This window comes from Blautia sp. aa_0143 (assembly GCF_004167315.1).
In the GTDB taxonomy this organism is placed as follows: Bacteria; Bacillota; Clostridia; order Lachnospirales; family Lachnospiraceae; genus Blautia_A; species Blautia_A fusiformis.
This window is the reverse complement of the sequence record NZ_RCXU01000005.1, coordinates 1-16,625: the sequence shown is the minus strand read 5'-3', so window position 1 is coordinate 16,625 and position 16,625 is coordinate 1. Positions and strand designations below refer to the sequence as shown.

The 16,625-nt window shown below is 46.7% G+C and carries 13 protein-coding genes and 2 tRNA genes; all 15 read right to left on the bottom strand.

The genetic code is table 11. The annotated features are described in order from the left end of the window. Positions 1-160: 160 nt before the first annotated feature. Complete coding sequence (locus EAI83_RS03285) at positions 161-1,828, bottom strand: nucleoside kinase (RefSeq protein ID WP_192926463.1); 1,668 nt, start codon at positions 1,826-1,828, stop codon at positions 161-163. A gap of 147 nt (positions 1,829-1,975) precedes the next feature. Continuing rightward, positions 1,976-2,758 (bottom strand): Nif3-like dinuclear metal center hexameric protein, encoded by a 783-nt coding sequence (locus EAI83_RS03280; RefSeq protein ID WP_129974614.1) that lies wholly within the window; start codon positions 2,756-2,758, stop codon positions 1,976-1,978. After that, complete coding sequence (locus tag EAI83_RS03275; protein ID WP_243113438.1) at positions 2,745-3,473, bottom strand: tRNA (adenine(22)-N(1))-methyltransferase; 729 nt, start codon at positions 3,471-3,473, stop codon at positions 2,745-2,747. Before EAI83_RS03275 ends, EAI83_RS03280 begins: the two co-directional genes overlap by 14 nt. Further along, positions 3,466-4,593, bottom strand: a complete 1,128-nt coding sequence (rpoD, locus tag EAI83_RS03270; protein ID WP_021651146.1) for an RNA polymerase sigma factor RpoD — start codon at positions 4,591-4,593, stop codon at positions 3,466-3,468. The genes EAI83_RS03275 and rpoD overlap by 8 nt, the downstream gene beginning before the upstream one ends. A 39-nt stretch (positions 4,594-4,632) precedes the next feature. Continuing rightward, entirely contained in the window at positions 4,633-6,426 is a 1,794-nt protein-coding gene (dnaG, locus tag EAI83_RS03265; RefSeq protein WP_129974613.1) for a DNA primase, read from the bottom strand. A gap of 19 nt (positions 6,427-6,445) precedes the next feature. Next, positions 6,446-7,456: a deoxyguanosinetriphosphate triphosphohydrolase gene (locus tag EAI83_RS03260; RefSeq protein WP_022426754.1), complete on the bottom strand. Its 1,011-nt coding sequence runs from the start codon at positions 7,454-7,456 to the stop codon at positions 6,446-6,448. Positions 7,457-7,745: 289 nt separating this feature from the next. Then, positions 7,746-7,830, bottom strand: a tRNA-Leu gene (locus tag EAI83_RS03255). 119 nt (positions 7,831-7,949) lie between these two features. Beyond that, positions 7,950-10,193 (bottom strand): leucine-rich repeat domain-containing protein, encoded by a 2,244-nt coding sequence (locus EAI83_RS03250; protein ID WP_161206336.1) that lies wholly within the window; start codon positions 10,191-10,193, stop codon positions 7,950-7,952. 138 nt (positions 10,194-10,331) lie between these two features. Continuing rightward, a tRNA-Leu gene (locus tag EAI83_RS03245) sits at positions 10,332-10,416 on the bottom strand. A 272-nt stretch (positions 10,417-10,688) separates the two neighbouring features. Beyond that, the gene (locus EAI83_RS03240; protein WP_015525755.1) at positions 10,689-11,015 is read right to left on the bottom strand and encodes a cupin domain-containing protein; all 327 of its coding nucleotides are present in this window, start codon (positions 11,013-11,015) and stop codon (positions 10,689-10,691) included. Positions 11,016-11,322: 307 nt separating this feature from the next. Beyond that, positions 11,323-12,546 carry an LL-diaminopimelate aminotransferase gene (locus EAI83_RS03235; RefSeq protein WP_110102029.1) on the bottom strand — a complete coding sequence of 408 codons (1,224 nt, stop codon included), beginning with the start codon at positions 12,544-12,546 and terminating at the stop codon, positions 11,323-11,325. 6 nt (positions 12,547-12,552) lie between these two features. Then, positions 12,553-13,992: an Asp-tRNA(Asn)/Glu-tRNA(Gln) amidotransferase subunit GatB gene (gatB, locus tag EAI83_RS03230; RefSeq protein WP_129974611.1), complete on the bottom strand. Its 1,440-nt coding sequence runs from the start codon at positions 13,990-13,992 to the stop codon at positions 12,553-12,555. After that, positions 13,989-15,461, bottom strand: a complete 1,473-nt coding sequence (gatA, locus tag EAI83_RS03225; protein ID WP_114001433.1) for an Asp-tRNA(Asn)/Glu-tRNA(Gln) amidotransferase subunit GatA — start codon at positions 15,459-15,461, stop codon at positions 13,989-13,991. The genes gatB and gatA overlap by 4 nt, the downstream gene beginning before the upstream one ends. Positions 15,462-15,476: 15 nt before the next feature. Continuing rightward, entirely contained in the window at positions 15,477-15,770 is a 294-nt protein-coding gene (gene gatC / locus EAI83_RS03220; protein WP_129974610.1) for an Asp-tRNA(Asn)/Glu-tRNA(Gln) amidotransferase subunit GatC, read from the bottom strand. 14 nt (positions 15,771-15,784) lie between these two features. Beyond that, positions 15,785-16,625, bottom strand: an 841-nt coding sequence (gene aspS / locus EAI83_RS03215; protein ID WP_129974609.1) for an aspartate--tRNA(Asn) ligase, incomplete at its 5' end; no start/stop codon positions are given.

Below are 16,625 nucleotides of genomic sequence, written 5' to 3'. Positions count from 1 at the left end.
ACAGAGGACTTTAACTTTTCCGATTCACACTCAAAAGGCTCCACACACCACAGATCCTATGCACAGAGAAATCCTAATCTTCTCATCTTTGTGCCAACCGATATCTGCACTGCATAGAGCCTTATATCTACATATGGCTTTTTTTATTCATACAATTAATTTATACATTAAAACAACTACCGCCAATAAACTCCCTCAGAAGCGAATTAAACGGAACACCCTCACTGGGCACCGGCACAAAATAATCCAGGAACTTCAAAAGCCGCTTCGCCTCCTGATACTCCGGTTCACTCTTGTCAATTCCAAAAAGCAGCGGTTCCGCATAAACCTTCAGGCAGGCAAGCTCATACACAAGAGCAGAATTAAACATCACATCTGCTTCCTCCTGGAACGGAAAAATATTCTGCTCCTCGCCTCTCCGTACAGAAGGCCACCTTGCAATGGTATCCTTTGCGGAAGTTCCACGTGTACGTGCATCACGGACAATCCGACGGATCAGCCTTCCATCCGTTGTGGGGATCCGGTTATGCTCATCAATGTTCAGCTGTGTCAACGCACTGATATAGATCTTAAACTTACTCTCTTTTGGAAGAGCATAACTCAGCTTGTCATTAAGCCCGTGAATGCCTTCGATGACCAGGATATCATCTTTTCCAAGCTGAAGCTGGTCTCCCCGGTATTCCCTGCATCCGGTCTTGAAATTAAATGTAGGAAGATCCACGGTTTTTCCCGAAAGAAGATTCAGCATATCTTCATTAAACTGCTTCGTGTCAATGGCTTCCAGACACTCATAATTCTTTTCTCCGAATTCATCCAGCGGCGTATGTTCACGATCCACAAAATAGTTATCCACAGCAATGGGATGCGGCTTCAGACCATGAGCAGAAAGCTGAATAGATAATCTGTGAGAAAAACTGGTCTTTCCGGAAGAAGACGGGCCTGCGATCATTACGAACTTTACATTGCCCCTTCTCCGGATCTCCTCGGCAATCGAAGAAATCTTGGCCTCATGGAGTGCCTCCTGGATCAGCATCAGGCTCTGCACACCTTCTCTTGTGATCCGGTCATTGAGATCTCCTACAGTGGCAACATCCAGCTTATCACCCCACTCTTCCGATTCCTTCTGCACATGGAAGATCTTATCCTGGGGTTCAAAAGGCTCCAGCACATCCGGGTTCTTCTGTCTCGGAAGAATCAGCACAAAGCCTTCATCATAAAGCTGCAGATCAAAATACTTCACATAGCCGGTATCTGGTGCCATAAATCCGTAAAAATAATCCTCGAAATTTTCCAGGCTGTAAATATTCACTCTGGAAACCCGCCGATAACGGAACAGCTTTTCTTTATCATACATATGATGCCTGTGGAACATGGAAACGGCATCATCCGTGCTGACACTGCGTTTGCAGATCGGAAGCCTCCGGTCTACCAGTTCCCGCATCCGCACTTTTACCCGGTCAAGAAGCTCCTGATCCAGGGTAGCACTGCCTTTCATGGTAAAATAAAGAGCATTTCCAATAGAATAATGGATCACAACATGATCCACATTCTCTTTTCCAGCTACATCAAAAATTGCCTTCAAAAGAATAAAGATCGCACTTCTCCGATAGGTTTTTCGACCGGCACTGTCCTTTGCGGTTATAAATCCCAGTGTACAGTCATGCTGAAGCTTCTTGTGAAGCTCACGGAGCTTTCCGTTCTCAGTCACAAGGATCACCGGATACTCTGTTTTGCCCTCATAATCCCTTATGATCTCAGAATACGGTGTCATTTTGGGGTATTCCCTTGTTTCTCCGTTTATGGTCACTTTAATCATTGTCTGTTCCATAACGATCCCCTCCACAGGCTTATATATTTATACAGCTGCCCGATTTTTCGGACAGCCATGTGTTTCACAATTCATTTTTCCGAAACGGATAATCGTATTCCGTCCCACTACATATTCATGAATACAAGCACTTTTTGCGATCCGCTTTTACAAAACAGTATATGGATTTTTCACACTGGCGCAGGTTGTCTTAAGCGCAGAGAATGCCTCATTCAGTTCCTTCTCCATAGCTTCCGCAAAAATATACTCCGTACCGTAATGTCCGGCATCTACGATCGCCAGACCATCTGCCATAGTATCGATGGCAGTATGATAATCAATATCTCCGGTCACATATACATCCGCACCGGCGGCCATTACATCACCGATCATACTCTTTCCGCTTCCTGTACAGATTGCCACAGTCTCGATCTTCCGATCCAGATCACCGTAAACCCGCACATCCGGAAGATGATTGCATTCTTTTACATATTTTCCAAACTCACCAAGAGTCATAACATGGGGAAGCTTTCCTACTCTTCCGAACCCTTCCGGCTGCTCCCCGGATTCATCGGTAACTGTAAGCACCCTTGTATCCTGAAGCTTCAGATGATCTGCGCTTAAATCTGCCATTCCGATCACATCATAATTGGTATGCATGGCAAAATACGGGATATCCTCCTTTATCAGACGGAGGATCTTTCTTCCGGTAAAGGTATGATTGTTGATCTTTTTGATTCCGGAAAAGATCATTGGGTGATGGGTAAGGATCATATCCGCACCAGCAGCCACCGCCTCATCCAACACCGGTTCCGTAAGATCCAGCGCAAGAAATACATGGGAAATCTCTTTCTGGTCATCTCCCACCAGCAGTCCCACATTATCCCAGTCCTCCGCAAATTTTTGCGGATGATGCTCATTCAGCCATTCGATCAGTTCATATGCTTTCATATCGTTTCAGAGCTGTATGGATCAGCTCCATTTCCTCCTTTACTTCTGCCAGACGAGTTTTTGCGGAAACAGACTCTGCCCCGGAAAGACCGGCAAGTATTTTCTTACGGATCATTTCCTCCCGTAGAAGATACTCTTTAAGGACCGGGTGACATTTTTTCAGAAGGAGAGGTCCAAACCAGGCCTCTTCCTCTGTGTAAACAGTCTTTTCTCCCGAATTGTTACGTACCGCTTTCATCATAGGATAAAATTTTCCGTCTTCTTTTATCATTTCTTCCCTTACGATCTCCCAGCCGATCTCAGAAAGAAAATGTCGGAAATGAGGAAGGTCCGACTGAGGCTGCAGGATCAGTTCCTGAAACCCCTCCCGGACCTTCGCTCCATCCTTTAATATCCTTTCCATCAGAGGACCACCCATTCCCGCGATCACCAGGGTATCACCTTCTCCCGGCTCAAGCTTCGCAAGCCCGTCGCTCAAACGGGTCTCTATGTAATCTTCAAGGCCATAACGGGTAATATTCTCCCTAGCTCTTGAAAGCGGTCCCGGACGTACATCCATGGCAATGGCTGACGGAACTGTTTTTTCACTGACAAGCCAGATCGACAGATAGCCATGGTCACATCCTACGTCTGCCAGCCGGTTTCCTTTTGTTACCATACCGGCAATGGCACGAAGACGCATGGAAAGCTGTACGGATATATTTTTATCAGTCAAGATAATCCTTCAGCTTGCGGCTGCGGCTGGGATGACGCAGCTTGCGCAGAGCTTTTGCCTCGATCTGACGGATACGCTCTCTTGTGACATTGAACTCTTTACCAACTTCCTCCAGAGTTCTGGCACGTCCGTCGTCCAGTCCGAAACGGAGGCGGAGAACCTTCTGTTCACGGTCAGTAAGCGTACTTAAGACTTCTACCAGCTGCTCCTTCAGAAGTGTAAATGCAGCTGCATCTGCAGGTACCGGAACATTATCATCCTGGATGAAATCGCCAAGATGACTGTCTTCCTCCTCACCGATAGGAGTTTCCAGAGATACCGGCTCCTGAGAGATCTTAAGGATCTCACGTACACGGTCTACCGGCATGTCCATCTCCTCAGCGATTTCCTCCGGCGTAGGTTCACGTCCAAGCTCCTGGAGCAGCTGACGGGAAACACGGATCAGCTTGTTGATGGTCTCAACCATATGCACAGGGATACGGATGGTACGTGCCTGATCCGCAATGGCTCTTGTGATAGCCTGACGGATCCACCAGGTTGCATAGGTACTGAACTTGTAGCCTTTTCTGTAATCAAATTTTTCAACAGCTTTGATAAGGCCAAGATTTCCCTCCTGGATCAGGTCGAGGAACAGCATTCCACGTCCAACATAACGCTTTGCAATGCTGACAACAAGACGGAGATTGGCTTCTGCCAGACGTTTCTTGGCAGCCTCATCCCCCTTTTCCATTCTCTTGGCAAGCTCGATCTCCTCATCCGCACTTAACAGACTGACTTTACCGATCTCTTTCAGGTACATACGGACCGGATCCTCGATGCTGACACCTTCCGGTACAGAGAGGTCGATCTTATCAAGCTCTACCTCTTCTTCATCTTCCATCCCATCCATATCCATATCGTTATCAAGGAGGAGTTCGTCACCGCTGTTTTCTGTGATACGGAGAACGTCCACACCGCTGGCCTCCAGGAAGTCAAAAACCTTCTCCATCTGATCCACTTCCAGTGGAGAGTCCTTGAAAAAGTCGCTGATCTCCTGATATTCCAGCACATTCTTTTTCTTTTTTGCAAGTTCAAGAAGCTCTACAAGTTTCTCGCTGAATTTTGCCATATTCATTTCCATAGGTGCTCTATACCTCCATATAGTGTTTATATTTTATCCTTAATTGAAAGAAATATGCAGCTGCTGCCTCTTTCTTCCAAGGTCTTCCAGTTCTTTTTTGGCTTTTATCAGTTCCTGAAGCCCGGCCATGTCTGACGGGTCCCAGGTACGGTTTTTTTCTTTGAGGCTTTCTTCCTTGATCCGCAACAGCGCATCGGAAAAAGCCCTCTGCTGTTCTCCTTCGTTTTCCAGATGAATGGTGGCATTAAAAAGTGACGCTACTTCTCTCTGTTCCTCGCTGTCTGTAAACGCATTGAGAAGTTTTCCCGGATTGGTCTCCCCTTCTTTATGCTGGTCAAACAGCATCTGGGCCACTTCTTTATACAGCGGCACCACAAAATCTGACGGTGATATATATTTCTCCACCTGTTCAAAGATTCCCGGATAATTCACAAGCCAGGTAAGCATCAGCTTCTGGGCCTTATCTGCGGCGGATTCCTTTTTCTTTGTTTCCGGAGTCCCGGACTTTGGCTGGATCCGTTTCTCTGCAGGCGTTCCCTTCAGAGCCAGCGTGTTGACCCTTTTCCGGATATCCTCCGTGCCCACTCCATAGCGGCCGTATTCCTTTACAATGGCTTCTATATAAAGATTCCTCTCCAGTTCATCAGAAAGCTCCAGAAGCATCCCGGCACACCGCTCAAAAAACTGATTCTGTCCCTGGGGTGCATCCATGGCAAATTCCTGTTCCGCAATATGTACACGGAACATAAAGCTGTCCATGGCCCGGTCCAGACGTTCCTCAAAGGCCTCCGCTCCTTCATTCTTGATGAACTCGTCCGGATCCTTCCAGGGCTTCAGGCTTACTACCCTAGACGTGACTCCCGCCTCCCGCAGGATCGGGATCGCACGAAGGGCCGCCCGGATCCCTGCACCGTCACTGTCATAAAGAAGCAGGACTTCCTTGGTGTAACGTTTCACAAGACTTGCATGTCCAGAGGTCAGTGCAGTTCCAAGCGACGCCACTGCATTGGTAAAGCCTGCCTGATGCATGGCGATCACATCCATATATCCCTCACAGAGGATCAGATAATTCTTCCTGGTGGTCCTGGCCACATTCAGCCCGTAAAGATTCCGACTCTTATCAAAGATCTTCGTCTCCGGTGAATTCAGGTACTTGGGCTTGCCATCTCCCATGACACGACCTCCGAAACCAATGACCCGGTTGTTTACATCCATGATCGGGAAGATCACACGGTTCCAGAACTTATCATACATGCCTCGCCGCTCATCTACATTGAACAGGCCGGATTCCCTGAGAAGTTCATCACTGTAGCCCTTACCCTTAAGATATTTGTACAGATCATCACTATACTTATCCGAATATCCAAGACCGAATTTACGGATGGTTTCCTCGGAAAGACCTCTTCCTGTCAGATATCCGTAAGCCGTCTTTCCGCCTTCTCTCCGGAGCTGATAATAAAAGTACTGTGCTGCCAGCTTGTTGATCTCCAGAAGATTTGCTCTCTGTTCTGCTTTTTCTCTGGCTTCTCTGGAATACTCGATCTTCGGAAGCTCTACCCCTGCCCGGTCAGCCAGATGTGACAGCGCCTCACCAAACGAGTAATTCTCATATTCCATGATAAAATTGTATACGTTTCCTCCTGCCCCGCAGCCAAAGCAGTAATACATCTGCTTGGATGGTGTTACGGAAAAGGAAGGGGTTTTCTCATTATGGAAGGGACACAGCCCAAAATAGGAACTCCCCCTCCGTGTCAGTTTCACATACTGGGATATCACGTCTACAATGTCATTTTTCATTCGGACTTCTTCTATGATGTCATCTGAATAACGCATGCTTATCCCTCTTTTCCATTTAATAGACCTCCCAGGCTCTCGGTATATAGATCTCCCTGAATTTCTCCATGGAATACTGATCCGTCATTCCCGAAATATAATCACATACTGCCTGTTCCTTAGGTACTCCCCGGTATTCCACCAGTTCCCTGTATTCCCGGGACATTGCCTCCGGATGGTCAGTATAATATCCGTACAGTTCACTCAGCATCTGGATCACTTTATCCTCTTCCTTCCTGGCAACCGGATTCTCATAGACATTCCGGAACATCAACGCCCGAAGCTCCATCATCGCCTCAAAAACATCCGGCGACATGGAGATGCTGTCTTTCCCCATACTGTTCTCTATAATATTATGTACGAAAGTATTCAGCCGTTCTCTCGTGGTATAGCCCAGAAAAGTTCTCATTGTGACAGGAATATCATCTTCTGTGATGATCCCTGCCCGCTGGGCATCGTCCATATCATGGTGGATATAGGCAATCTTGTCAGAAAAACGTACCACCTGTCCTTCCAGTGTGAAAGGATTTCCGCTGGTGCGGTGATTCATGATCCCATTGCGGACTTCCCAGGTAAGGTTCAGCCCGTTTCCGTTCTTCTCCAGTACTTCCACGACCCGGACGCTCTGCTTATAGTGTGCAAAGCCACCCGGATGTACCTGATCCAGTGCTCTCTCTCCTGCATGTCCAAAAGGCGTATGCCCCAGATCATGCCCCAGAGCGATTGCTTCCACCAGATCTTCATTTAAGCGAAGTGCCTTGGCAATAGTCCGGGCGATCTGCGATACCTCCAGTGTATGTGTCAGCCTGGTACGGTAATGATCTCCCTGTGGTGCCAGAAACACCTGTGTCTTATCCTTCATACGGCGAAAAGCTTTACAGTGAAGGATCCTGTCTCTGTCTCTCTGATACGTTGTCCGCACATCGCATTCCTCTTCCGGGTGCTCCCGGCCTCTGGTATCTGCGCTGTGAGAAGCATAAGGACTCAAAAGCTCCCGTTCTCTCTGTTCCATGCTCTCTCTGATGTTCATAAGCATTTCCTCCACAGTCTGACAAACAGCGGCGACAAAATACCCTCTGTTAATTATATTCTACACAAAACCACAAATTCCTCTTTTCTGAAAAAATAATTCAAAAAATATTGGAGTTACGGTCTGATCAGCCCTTAAGATGTCCAAAATTATCCTATTGTATATGAAACGAATACAAATATATCACGCAGATCTTCCCATTTCAGCTTCTCACCAGTGCAGGCATGCAATAATTTACTTTCATATAGCCAAAAACAGAGCTGCGATTCACAGCTCTGCCTTAAAGTCATGCGGAAGATGGGACTTGAACCCACACGAGCGCAATGCTCACAAGATCCTTAGTCTTGCTCGTCTGCCAGTTCCGACACTTCCGCATGACCGCATTTCCTTGGGATTTTTTATTTTCTCCCTCGCGACAAGTGATAGTATAGCAAAGTGGATCTTGTATGTCAACACCTTTTTTCAAAAGTTTTCTATTTTTTCGGTTTTTCTGTTATTTTGTCACGATTATCTTTGGTCCGGCACCCTTTGCACGGAGGAGTTTTTTGTATGCACTTACCCTGGAAGCCGGTACTTTAAATCTGCAGTTGGAACGGATCCCCTTAAATGCATTGGCTCCGGTCTTCGCTGTCGTAAGCTTTGTGCTGAAGATCGTTACATTGGAGAGTTTACTGCAGCCGCAGAAGGCTTTCGCACCTACTGTCATTATATTCGCTCCGATTTTCACTGTTGTCAGCTTCTTCGCTCCGGACATTGCAGAGGTGCCAATGGCTGTTACACGAAAGCTCTTTCCACCAATCTTTACTGTCGTCGGGATCGTAAGTGTCTTTCTTGCTGCCTTATCCGTAGCTCCGGTAAAGACTACGGTTCCCTTGCCGGATGTGTCTGCATTGGATATCTTATATTTCAGCCTGCTGACTGTATAGACTGCGTTTTTCTGAACCGTGATCCGGAATTTTTTTGTAACAGAACCGTTATATTTTCCTTTTCCTTTGATCGTAACGGATGCAGTTCCGATGTTTTTATTATTCTTCCAGGTAAGGGTGTAATCCCTTCCGTTTACAAGCTTCTTACCGCCGTAGGTTATGGTGAGTGCCTGGGTCAGCGGCTTTCCGGTAAAGGCCCCGGTCTTAAGTGCGGATATCTTTGTTTTGCTGATATTGGTAACCGCTGCAGTCTGTCCACCAATGGAAACAAATTTCACATCTTTAAAAAATACATGATATAAATTTTCACATTGATGCATTCTCTTTACATATCGTTCCGCTGCCGAGCCTGTATAACCTTCTACTGTAAAACCCCCGGGAATAACTTCCTCTGCACCATTTCCCCTGTTATAACGTATTCCTAATGCCAGTCCACCAATATCTGTAACTGATTTCGGAATACGGATCTTTTTCAGCTTAAGGCAATCATGAAACGCCCCATCTTCGATCTTCGTCAGTCCCTCATGTAAGGTCACACTGGTCAGCCCGGTATTGCAAAATGTATCAGGCTCGATCTGCGTCAGACCGGCAGGTATGTCAATCTTATCCAATGATGTACAATTTCTGAATGCATCTGTCCCTAATTTATTTAACTGAGCCGGAAGCTGGATCTGTGTCAGATTTTCGCAGTTAAAAAATGCACCCTCACCCAGCTCTTTTAATTGAGGCGGAAGCTGTACCTGCTTCAGATTTTTGCAGTTACAAAATGCCCCTCCTCCTATCAGCGTCAGTTTTTCCGGAAGCTGGATATTTCTGAGTCCGGTCTCGAAAAATGCATTCCTTTCTATTTCTGTTACGGAATCCGGTAACGCAATAGAACTCAGCGCACTGCAGCCCCAAAATGCTCCGTCACTGATTTTTTCCAATACTGTATTCTCAAATATCACACCCTCCAGACTGCTGCAATCTCGAAAGGCATCCTCTCCAATAGACCTCACTCCATTTTTTAATGTAACCTTTTTCAGCCCGGTACATTTTCCAAACATATCTCTCGGCACATCCACTGCACCGGATATCACCACACTCTCTATATTTGGCACATCGTAAAAGCATTGCTCCGGCATATTCATGCCTGCATTTCCATGGATTTCCAGTTCCTTAATATATTTTTTCAGATTCCACATGCCCCATCTATCAAAGCCTGTGATCCCATTCCCGATTACAAGCTTATTTACTCTAGAAAAATCGATGCCTGCCTTCTCCAAAGCACTTTCAGATATCTCATTTTTTGTCAACTCCATGTTATTTCCCGTAATGGTCAGTGTTCCATTCCCGTCCAGTACCCACGTAAATTTTCCATCAGAGTATTCTGCGGATGCCTGCACTGCATCCTTCGTTCCATCATCAAAAGCTGCGTTTTCTTCTGCCTGTTCGCATTCCTCCAACGCTTCCTCTTCATCCATTGCCGCTTCCGGAGCCTCCAGTTCTTCCTCTTCCGCAGTACCCTCTGGCGCTTCTTCACCAGGCTCCATTACGCCGGTTTCCGCATTCTCCTGTACGTTGTTCCCGGTATCTGTATCTGTGGTTTCCTGCTCCTCTATGGCAGCTGATCCATCTGTGATCTCTGTTTCCGTCTCTGCAGTATCTTCCGGATCTGAGGATGCAGTATCTCCACTTTCTTCTGCCAAAAATGCTGCTTCCTCACCCTCTGGTTCCATTTCTGCCGCCACTGTCAGCTCTGCCGGAGTCAGCGCCAGGCTTGCCGCTATAAGTACGGCCATGAGCTTTTTTCCTGCACTTTTTCTTCTCATATGACTATGCTCCTTCCATTTTCTTCTATCATAACATATAAACACGATATATTCTATCCGGATTCCTTTTTTACAGATATTTTTAGGTAACAAAAAAACCTGCATCCGTTTCCAGATGCAGGTTTCCTAAATAAAAAATGCGGAAGATGGGACTTGAACCCACACGAGCGCAATGCTCACAAGATCCTTAGTCTTGCTCGTCTGCCAGTTCCGACACTTCCGCATATCGCATTTCTTCGGGATTCTTTATCTTCTCCCTCGCGACAAGTGATAGTATAGCAAAGTGCTTTTTGTATGTCAACAGTTTTTTTCTAAAAAAATCCAAAAATATTTTTTGTTTATACAATTAATACATTTCGTTTAATAACAATCTGAGACAGAGAATCTTTCATCCCAGAATTTATACTCCGACACAGGTTACGCCTCAGTCGTAAAAAGAGCAGCCTCTTCAAAAAGGCCGCCCTTCTGTCTCACTTCTGTTTTCTTCTATATGGATCAGTCAAAAATGATCAGTGCCATAAACACAAGATCTGTGTCGCCTGTATTGGTAAGACCGTGTCCTTTTCCATCTGGTGTGATGGTGATGTCGCCGGCCTTTACCGGGCGTTTCACGCCGTTATCGTCGTACTCGCCTTCGCCGCTTAAGATATAGTAGGTTTCTGTCTCGCCATGATGCTCATGGTATCCCAGAGAACATCCTTTTTCGATGGTAACCTGTGCGTAAAGTCCGCATTTTCCCTTCAGCTCGTCTCCCTCAAGGATGTCTTTGATGATCACATGACCTTTACCGCCGCACATATTTTCTACTCTTCTGATACCCATGATAAAATCCCCTTTCGTGATTGCATAAATTTGTGAAATTTTATGAACACAGGCTTTCTGCGGCCTGTGCCTTACTTCCTGTACAATTATAAATGATATGATAAATTTTCGCAATCCTTATTGTTATTTTCGCAAATTAACTTACAGGCAAATTTTTTCCACTGTTTATTGCTTTTCGCAGCCCTGCCGGGAGCTTCTTTGATTCAGAGCAAGTGGACATTCGCAATTGAAGCAGGATACTTCTTTGATCCGGTTAAAAAACGAAGCAGCTCTTTTTCAAAGACCTACTCCGCAATTTATACTCATATTACAAATTTTTAATTCTCTCAATTGCCTCAAGAGTATTCTCATAGCTTCCGAATGCTGTCAGACGGAAATATCCCTCACCATGTGCACCAAAGCCTGAACCTGGTGTTCCTACGATGTGTGCTTTCTCAAGGAGATAATCAAAGAACTCCCAGGAGGTCATCTGATCCGGTGTTTTCAGCCAGATATATGGAGCATTTTTTCCACCGGACACGGAAAATCCTGCTGCGGAAAGGCCCTCCAGGATCGTCTTTGCATTACGCATGTAATAAGCGATCTGCTCCTTCAGCTGTACTTTTCCCTCCGGAGAGTAAACAGCCTCGCCTGCTCTCTGTACAATGTACGGAGCACCGTTAAACTTGGTTCCGTGGCGTCTTGCCCAGAGACTGTGAAGCTCTACGCCATCACGCACCAGTTCCTTCGGAACAACGGTAAAGCCAAGACGAACGCCTGTAAAGCCAGCATTTTTGGAAAAGCTTCGAAGCTCGATGGCACAGGTTCTTGCACCCTCGCACTCATAAATGCTGTGCGGGACATCCTCCTCAGAAATATATGCCTCATATGCTGCATCATAGATGATCACGCAGCCGTTTTTGTTGGCGTAGTCGACCCACTCCTGAAGAGCTGCCTTTGTGATCGCACCACCGGTGGGATTGTTCGGGAAGCAGAGATAGATCAGATCCGGTACTTCATCTGCCGGGATCTCCGGAAGGAAACCATTCTCCTCTTTGCAGGGCATGTAGATCACACCGTCAAAATTCTCACGCTCTTTGTTATAAAGGCCAGTACGTCCAGCCATAACGTTGGTATCTACATATACAGGATAAACCGGGTCGCAGACCGCAACCTTGTTATCCAGTCCGAAAATCTCCTGGATGTTTCCGGAATCACTTTTTGCTCCATCGGAAACAAAGATCTCATCTGCGCTGATGTCGCAGCCTCTGGACTGATAATCATTTTTTGCAATGGCACTTCTTAAGAACTCATATCCGAGATCCGGAGCATATCCGTGGAAGGTTTCTGCGTGTGCCATCTCGTCTACGGATTTATGAAGGGCATCGATGATCGCCGGTGCAAGGGGCTGTGTCACATCACCGATTCCAAGACTGATCACAGAATCCTTAAATTCCGGATTGGCCTCCTTATATGCGCTTACCTTCTTTGCGATATTGGAAAACAGATAGCTTCCCGGAAGTTTTAAATAATTCTGATTTACTGTAACCATAGTATTTTATCTCCTTCTCTCAATTTCCTCTGCCAGTGCTTTTCTGACGCTGTCAGGATTTGCCTTGCCTTTCAGCTCTCTCATCAGCTGTCCTACAAAAAATCCCATAACCTTATCCTTGCCGCCCAGAAGCTCTGCCAGCGGTCCAGGGTTTGCATCTACGATCTTTTTCACAGTTTCGGTGAGAAGGCTTGTATCTTCTACGATCTTAAGACCATTCTCTTCTATATATACAACCGGATCAATATCCTCGTCAAACACTTTTTCAAATACTTTCTTGGCATTCTGTGCGCTGACCTCTTTTTTCTCCACCATGGAAAGAAGGTCTGCCAGATGCTTCGGGGTAAAGCTTACCATTTCCGGATCAAGGCCCTTGTCCTTTGTCAGGCGGAGAACCTCCACCATAAACCAGTTTGCCACCTTTTTCGGGTTTCCGAGAAGAACTGCTGTCTCCTCAAAAAGTCCTGCCAGATGTCTGGATTCGGTCAGGATCCCTGCATCATAAGCCGGAAGCTCATACTCCTTCTGATAACGCTCCATCTTGGCTTCACGAAGCTCCGGAATGGAAGTACGCAGCTCTTCGATCCATGCATCGGAAATGTGGATCGGCGGAAGATCCGGGTCCGGGAAGTAACGGTAATCCTTTGCATCCTCCTTGGAACGCATAGCATGGGAAGACTCTTTGTTATCGTCCCATCTTCTTGTCTCCTGTACAACGGCTCTTCCTTCTTCCAGAAGCTCGATCTGACGTTCTCTCTCTCCTTCAATCGCTCTCGCAATGGCCTTGAAGGAGTTCAGGTTCTTCATCTCTGTTCTTGTTCCGAAGGTCTCACTTCCCACCTCACGGACGGAAAGGTTGACATCGGCACGCATGGAGCCCTCCTGGAGCTTACAGTCAGAAACTCCAAGATACTGCATGGTGCAGCGGAGCTTTTCCAGATATGCGATAACCTCCTCGGAGCTTCTCATATCCGGCTCGGATACGATCTCGATCAGTGGTACCCCGCTTCGGTTGTAGTCAACCAGGGAGCAGTCTTCCCACTCATCATGGATCAGCTTACCGGCATCCTCCTCCATATGCATCTCATGGATACGTACAGTCTTTTTGCCTGCGGAAGTCTCGATCTCAACAGCTCCGTCATAGCAGATTGGCAGATACAGCTGAGAGATCTGATAGTTCTGGGGGTTATCCGGGTAAAAATAGTTCTTACGGTCAAACTTACAGTACTGATGGATATGACAGTTTGCCGCAAGACCTGCCTTGATGGCAAACTCTACCACTTTTTTGTTGAGGACCGGAAGAGAGCCCGGCATACCGGTGCAGACCGGGCAGGTATGTGTATTTGGTGCGCCTCCGAATTCTGTGGAGCATCCGCAGAAGATCTTTGTTTTTGTGGCAAGCTCCACATGCACCTCAAGTCCTATGACTGTCTCATACTGTTTCATGCCTTTTCTCCCCCTTCCATTGCTGTTCCGAAATCACCGCGTTTTTTCTCATAGGCGTGTGCTGCGCGGAACAGGTTGTTTTCTTTGAAGCAGTCGCCGATCATCTGGATCCCGATTGGAAGTCCTGCTGCGTCTTTTCCGCATGGAACTGTGATTCCGGGAAGTCCGCACAGGTTTACTGCTACCGTATAAATATCGCCAAGATACATGGCAAGAGGATCTTTCAGACTCTCTCCCAGCTTCGGCGCCGTAAAGGGTGATGCCGGGGCAAGAAGAACGTCATATTTGGAAAAGGCCTGATCAAATTCCTTTTTGATAAGGGCTTTTGTGCGAAGTGCTTTCAGATAGTAAGCATCGTAGTAACCGGAGCTTAACACAAAGGAGCCAAGCATGATACGGCGTTTTACTTCCTCGCCGAAACCTTCAGTCCTTGTCTTCTTGTACATATCATGAAGTCCCTCGTACTCTTTTGCACGGAAGCCGTACTTCACACCGTCAAAGCGCTCCAGATTGGAGCTGGCCTCTGCGCTGGCAATGATGTAGTAGGCAGGGATCATATATTCTGTTGTCTTCATGGAGAAAAATTCTACCACTGCGCCCATCTCGGTAAGGCTCTTCAGCGTATTCATAAAGGCCTCTTTTACCTCCGGGTTCAGTCCCTCTGAGAGATATTCCTTCGGCACGCCGAATTTCATTCCCACGATCTTATCTGTCATAGAAGCGGAGAAGTCAAGATTCTCTCTCTTCATGGAGGTGCTGTCCTTGGCATCGTGTCCGGCAATGATCTCAAGGAGTGCCGCACAGTCTGCAACATCCTTTCCTACCGGTCCGATCTGATCCAGAGAGGATGCATAGGCAACCAGTCCGTAACGGGATACTGTTCCGTAGGTCGGTTTGATTCCGGTAACACCGCAGTAGGAGCTTGGCTGACGGATGGAACCGCCGGTATCAGAACCCAGTGCCAGGTAAGTCTCTCCTGCTGCCACTGCCGCACAGGAGCCGCCGGAGGAGCCGCCCGGAACATGCTCCAGATCCCACGGGTTTCTGGTGACGCCGTAAGCGGATGTCTCTGTGGTACTTCCCATGGCGAACTCATCCATGTTTGTCTTTCCGATGATCACAAGACCTGCCTGTTCCAGACGGTCAATAACCTCGGCATTGTACTGCGGCACAAAATTCTCAAGGATCTTTGATGCACAGGTAGTTGTTTTTCCCTTAATGCAGATATTATCCTTAATTGCAATAGGTACACCGGCAAGAGGTCCTGTATAGGTTCCATCCTCAATGCCCTTCTGTACCTCTTTTGCTCTTGCATAGGCTTCTTTTTTGTAAGTATCAAGATAAGCGTGGACCTTGTCCTCTTTTGCTTCGATCTGATCAAATACGTATTTCACACCGTCCAGGACGCTTATCTGATGCTGCTTGATCTTTTCCGCAAGCTGTAATGCGGTTAATTTTCCCAAATCCATGTCCTGTCTCCTGTCTTATCCAATTGTTTTCGGAACCTGATACTGGTTTTCTTTCTGCTTCGGTGCATTGGCAAGCATCGCCTCATGGTTGTCTCCGTTTGTCACAACATCTTCACGGAATACGTTTTCGTCCTCAAAAATATGGGACATAGGCTCTACGGAAGAGGTGTCAAGCTCATCCAGCTTGTCTACATAGTCCAGCATCTTCTGCATATCCTCTTTTGCTTTTTCCTTTTCATCCTCTGTCAGAGAAAGCTTTGCAAGGATGCAGACATTTTTCATTGTTTCATCATCGATTATCTTTGCCATCTTTTTTCTCCTTATTACGGCTCAAGTCTGTTCATATCACGTGGGAACAGACAGGTCTCACGAACGTTTTCTTCTCCGAGGATCTGCATGGTAAGACGTTCCAGTCCGATTCCAAGTCCTCCGTGAGGCGGCATTCCATGCTTGAAGGTATCCAGGTACTGCTCCATACCCTCTTCATCCATACCACGGGCTGCGATCTTATCCTTCAGCATCTGATAATCATGGATACGCTGTCCGCCTGTAGTTACCTCAAGTCCCTTGAACAGAAGGTCAAAGCTTAATGTAAATTTCTCATCTGACGGATCATCCATTGCGTAGAACGGACGCTTCTTAGACGGATAATGTGTGACAAAAACAAAATCAGCATCATATTCTTCTTTGAAATATCTTCCGATCAGCGCTTCTTCCTCCGGCTCCAGATCATATGGGTTGCGGATCTTACGTTTATATTTTTCAGCTACCAGCTCTTTGGCCTTGTCAAAACGTACTGCCGGGATCTTGTCCACCTTCGGAAGCTCCACCTTCAGAATGGAAAGCTCATGAGCGTAGTCTTTCTTAAGAAGTTCTACCGCATACTGGAGAAATCCGGTTTCCATCTCCATGATATCCTCAAATCCGTTGATATAGCCCATCTCAAAATCAAGGCTTGTATATTCATTCAGATGACGTTTTGTGTTATGCTTCTCTGCACGGAATACAGGACCGGTCTCAAATACACGGTCAAAAACACCTACCATCATCTGTTTATAAAACTGCGGGCTCTGTGCCAGAACTGCCGGTTTATGGAAATAGCTCAGCTTGAACAGGTTTGCACCACCCTCTGCACCTCTGGCTCCGATCTTCGGTGTGTGGATC

Excerpts from the sequence above, each read along its gene's own strand:
- EAI83_RS03285 (WP_192926463.1), bottom strand. The coding sequence starts at position 1,828 with ATGGAACAGACAATGATTAAAGTGACCATAAACGGAGAAACAAGGGAA.
- dnaG (WP_129974613.1), bottom strand. The coding sequence starts at position 6,426 with ATGCGTTATTCAGATGACATCATAGAAGAAGTCCGAATGAAAAATGAC.
- EAI83_RS03250 (WP_161206336.1), bottom strand. The coding sequence starts at position 10,193 with ATGAGAAGAAAAAGTGCAGGAAAAAAGCTCATGGCCGTACTTATAGCG.
- gatC (WP_129974610.1), bottom strand. The coding sequence starts at position 15,770 with ATGGCAAAGATAATCGATGATGAAACAATGAAAAATGTCTGCATCCTT.
- EAI83_RS03240 (WP_015525755.1), bottom strand. The coding sequence starts at position 11,015 with ATGGGTATCAGAAGAGTAGAAAATATGTGCGGCGGTAAAGGTCATGTG.
- EAI83_RS03280 (WP_129974614.1), bottom strand. The coding sequence starts at position 2,758 with ATGAAAGCATATGAACTGATCGAATGGCTGAATGAGCATCATCCGCAA.
- gatA (WP_114001433.1), bottom strand. The coding sequence starts at position 15,461 with ATGGATTTGGGAAAATTAACCGCATTACAGCTTGCGGAAAAGATCAAG.
- gatB (WP_129974611.1), bottom strand. The coding sequence starts at position 13,992 with ATGAAACAGTATGAGACAGTCATAGGACTTGAGGTGCATGTGGAGCTT.
- EAI83_RS03235 (WP_110102029.1), bottom strand. The coding sequence starts at position 12,546 with ATGGTTACAGTAAATCAGAATTATTTAAAACTTCCGGGAAGCTATCTG.
- rpoD (WP_021651146.1), bottom strand. The coding sequence starts at position 4,593 with ATGGAAATGAATATGGCAAAATTCAGCGAGAAACTTGTAGAGCTTCTT.
- EAI83_RS03260 (WP_022426754.1), bottom strand. The coding sequence starts at position 7,456 with ATGAACATCAGAGAGAGCATGGAACAGAGAGAACGGGAGCTTTTGAGT.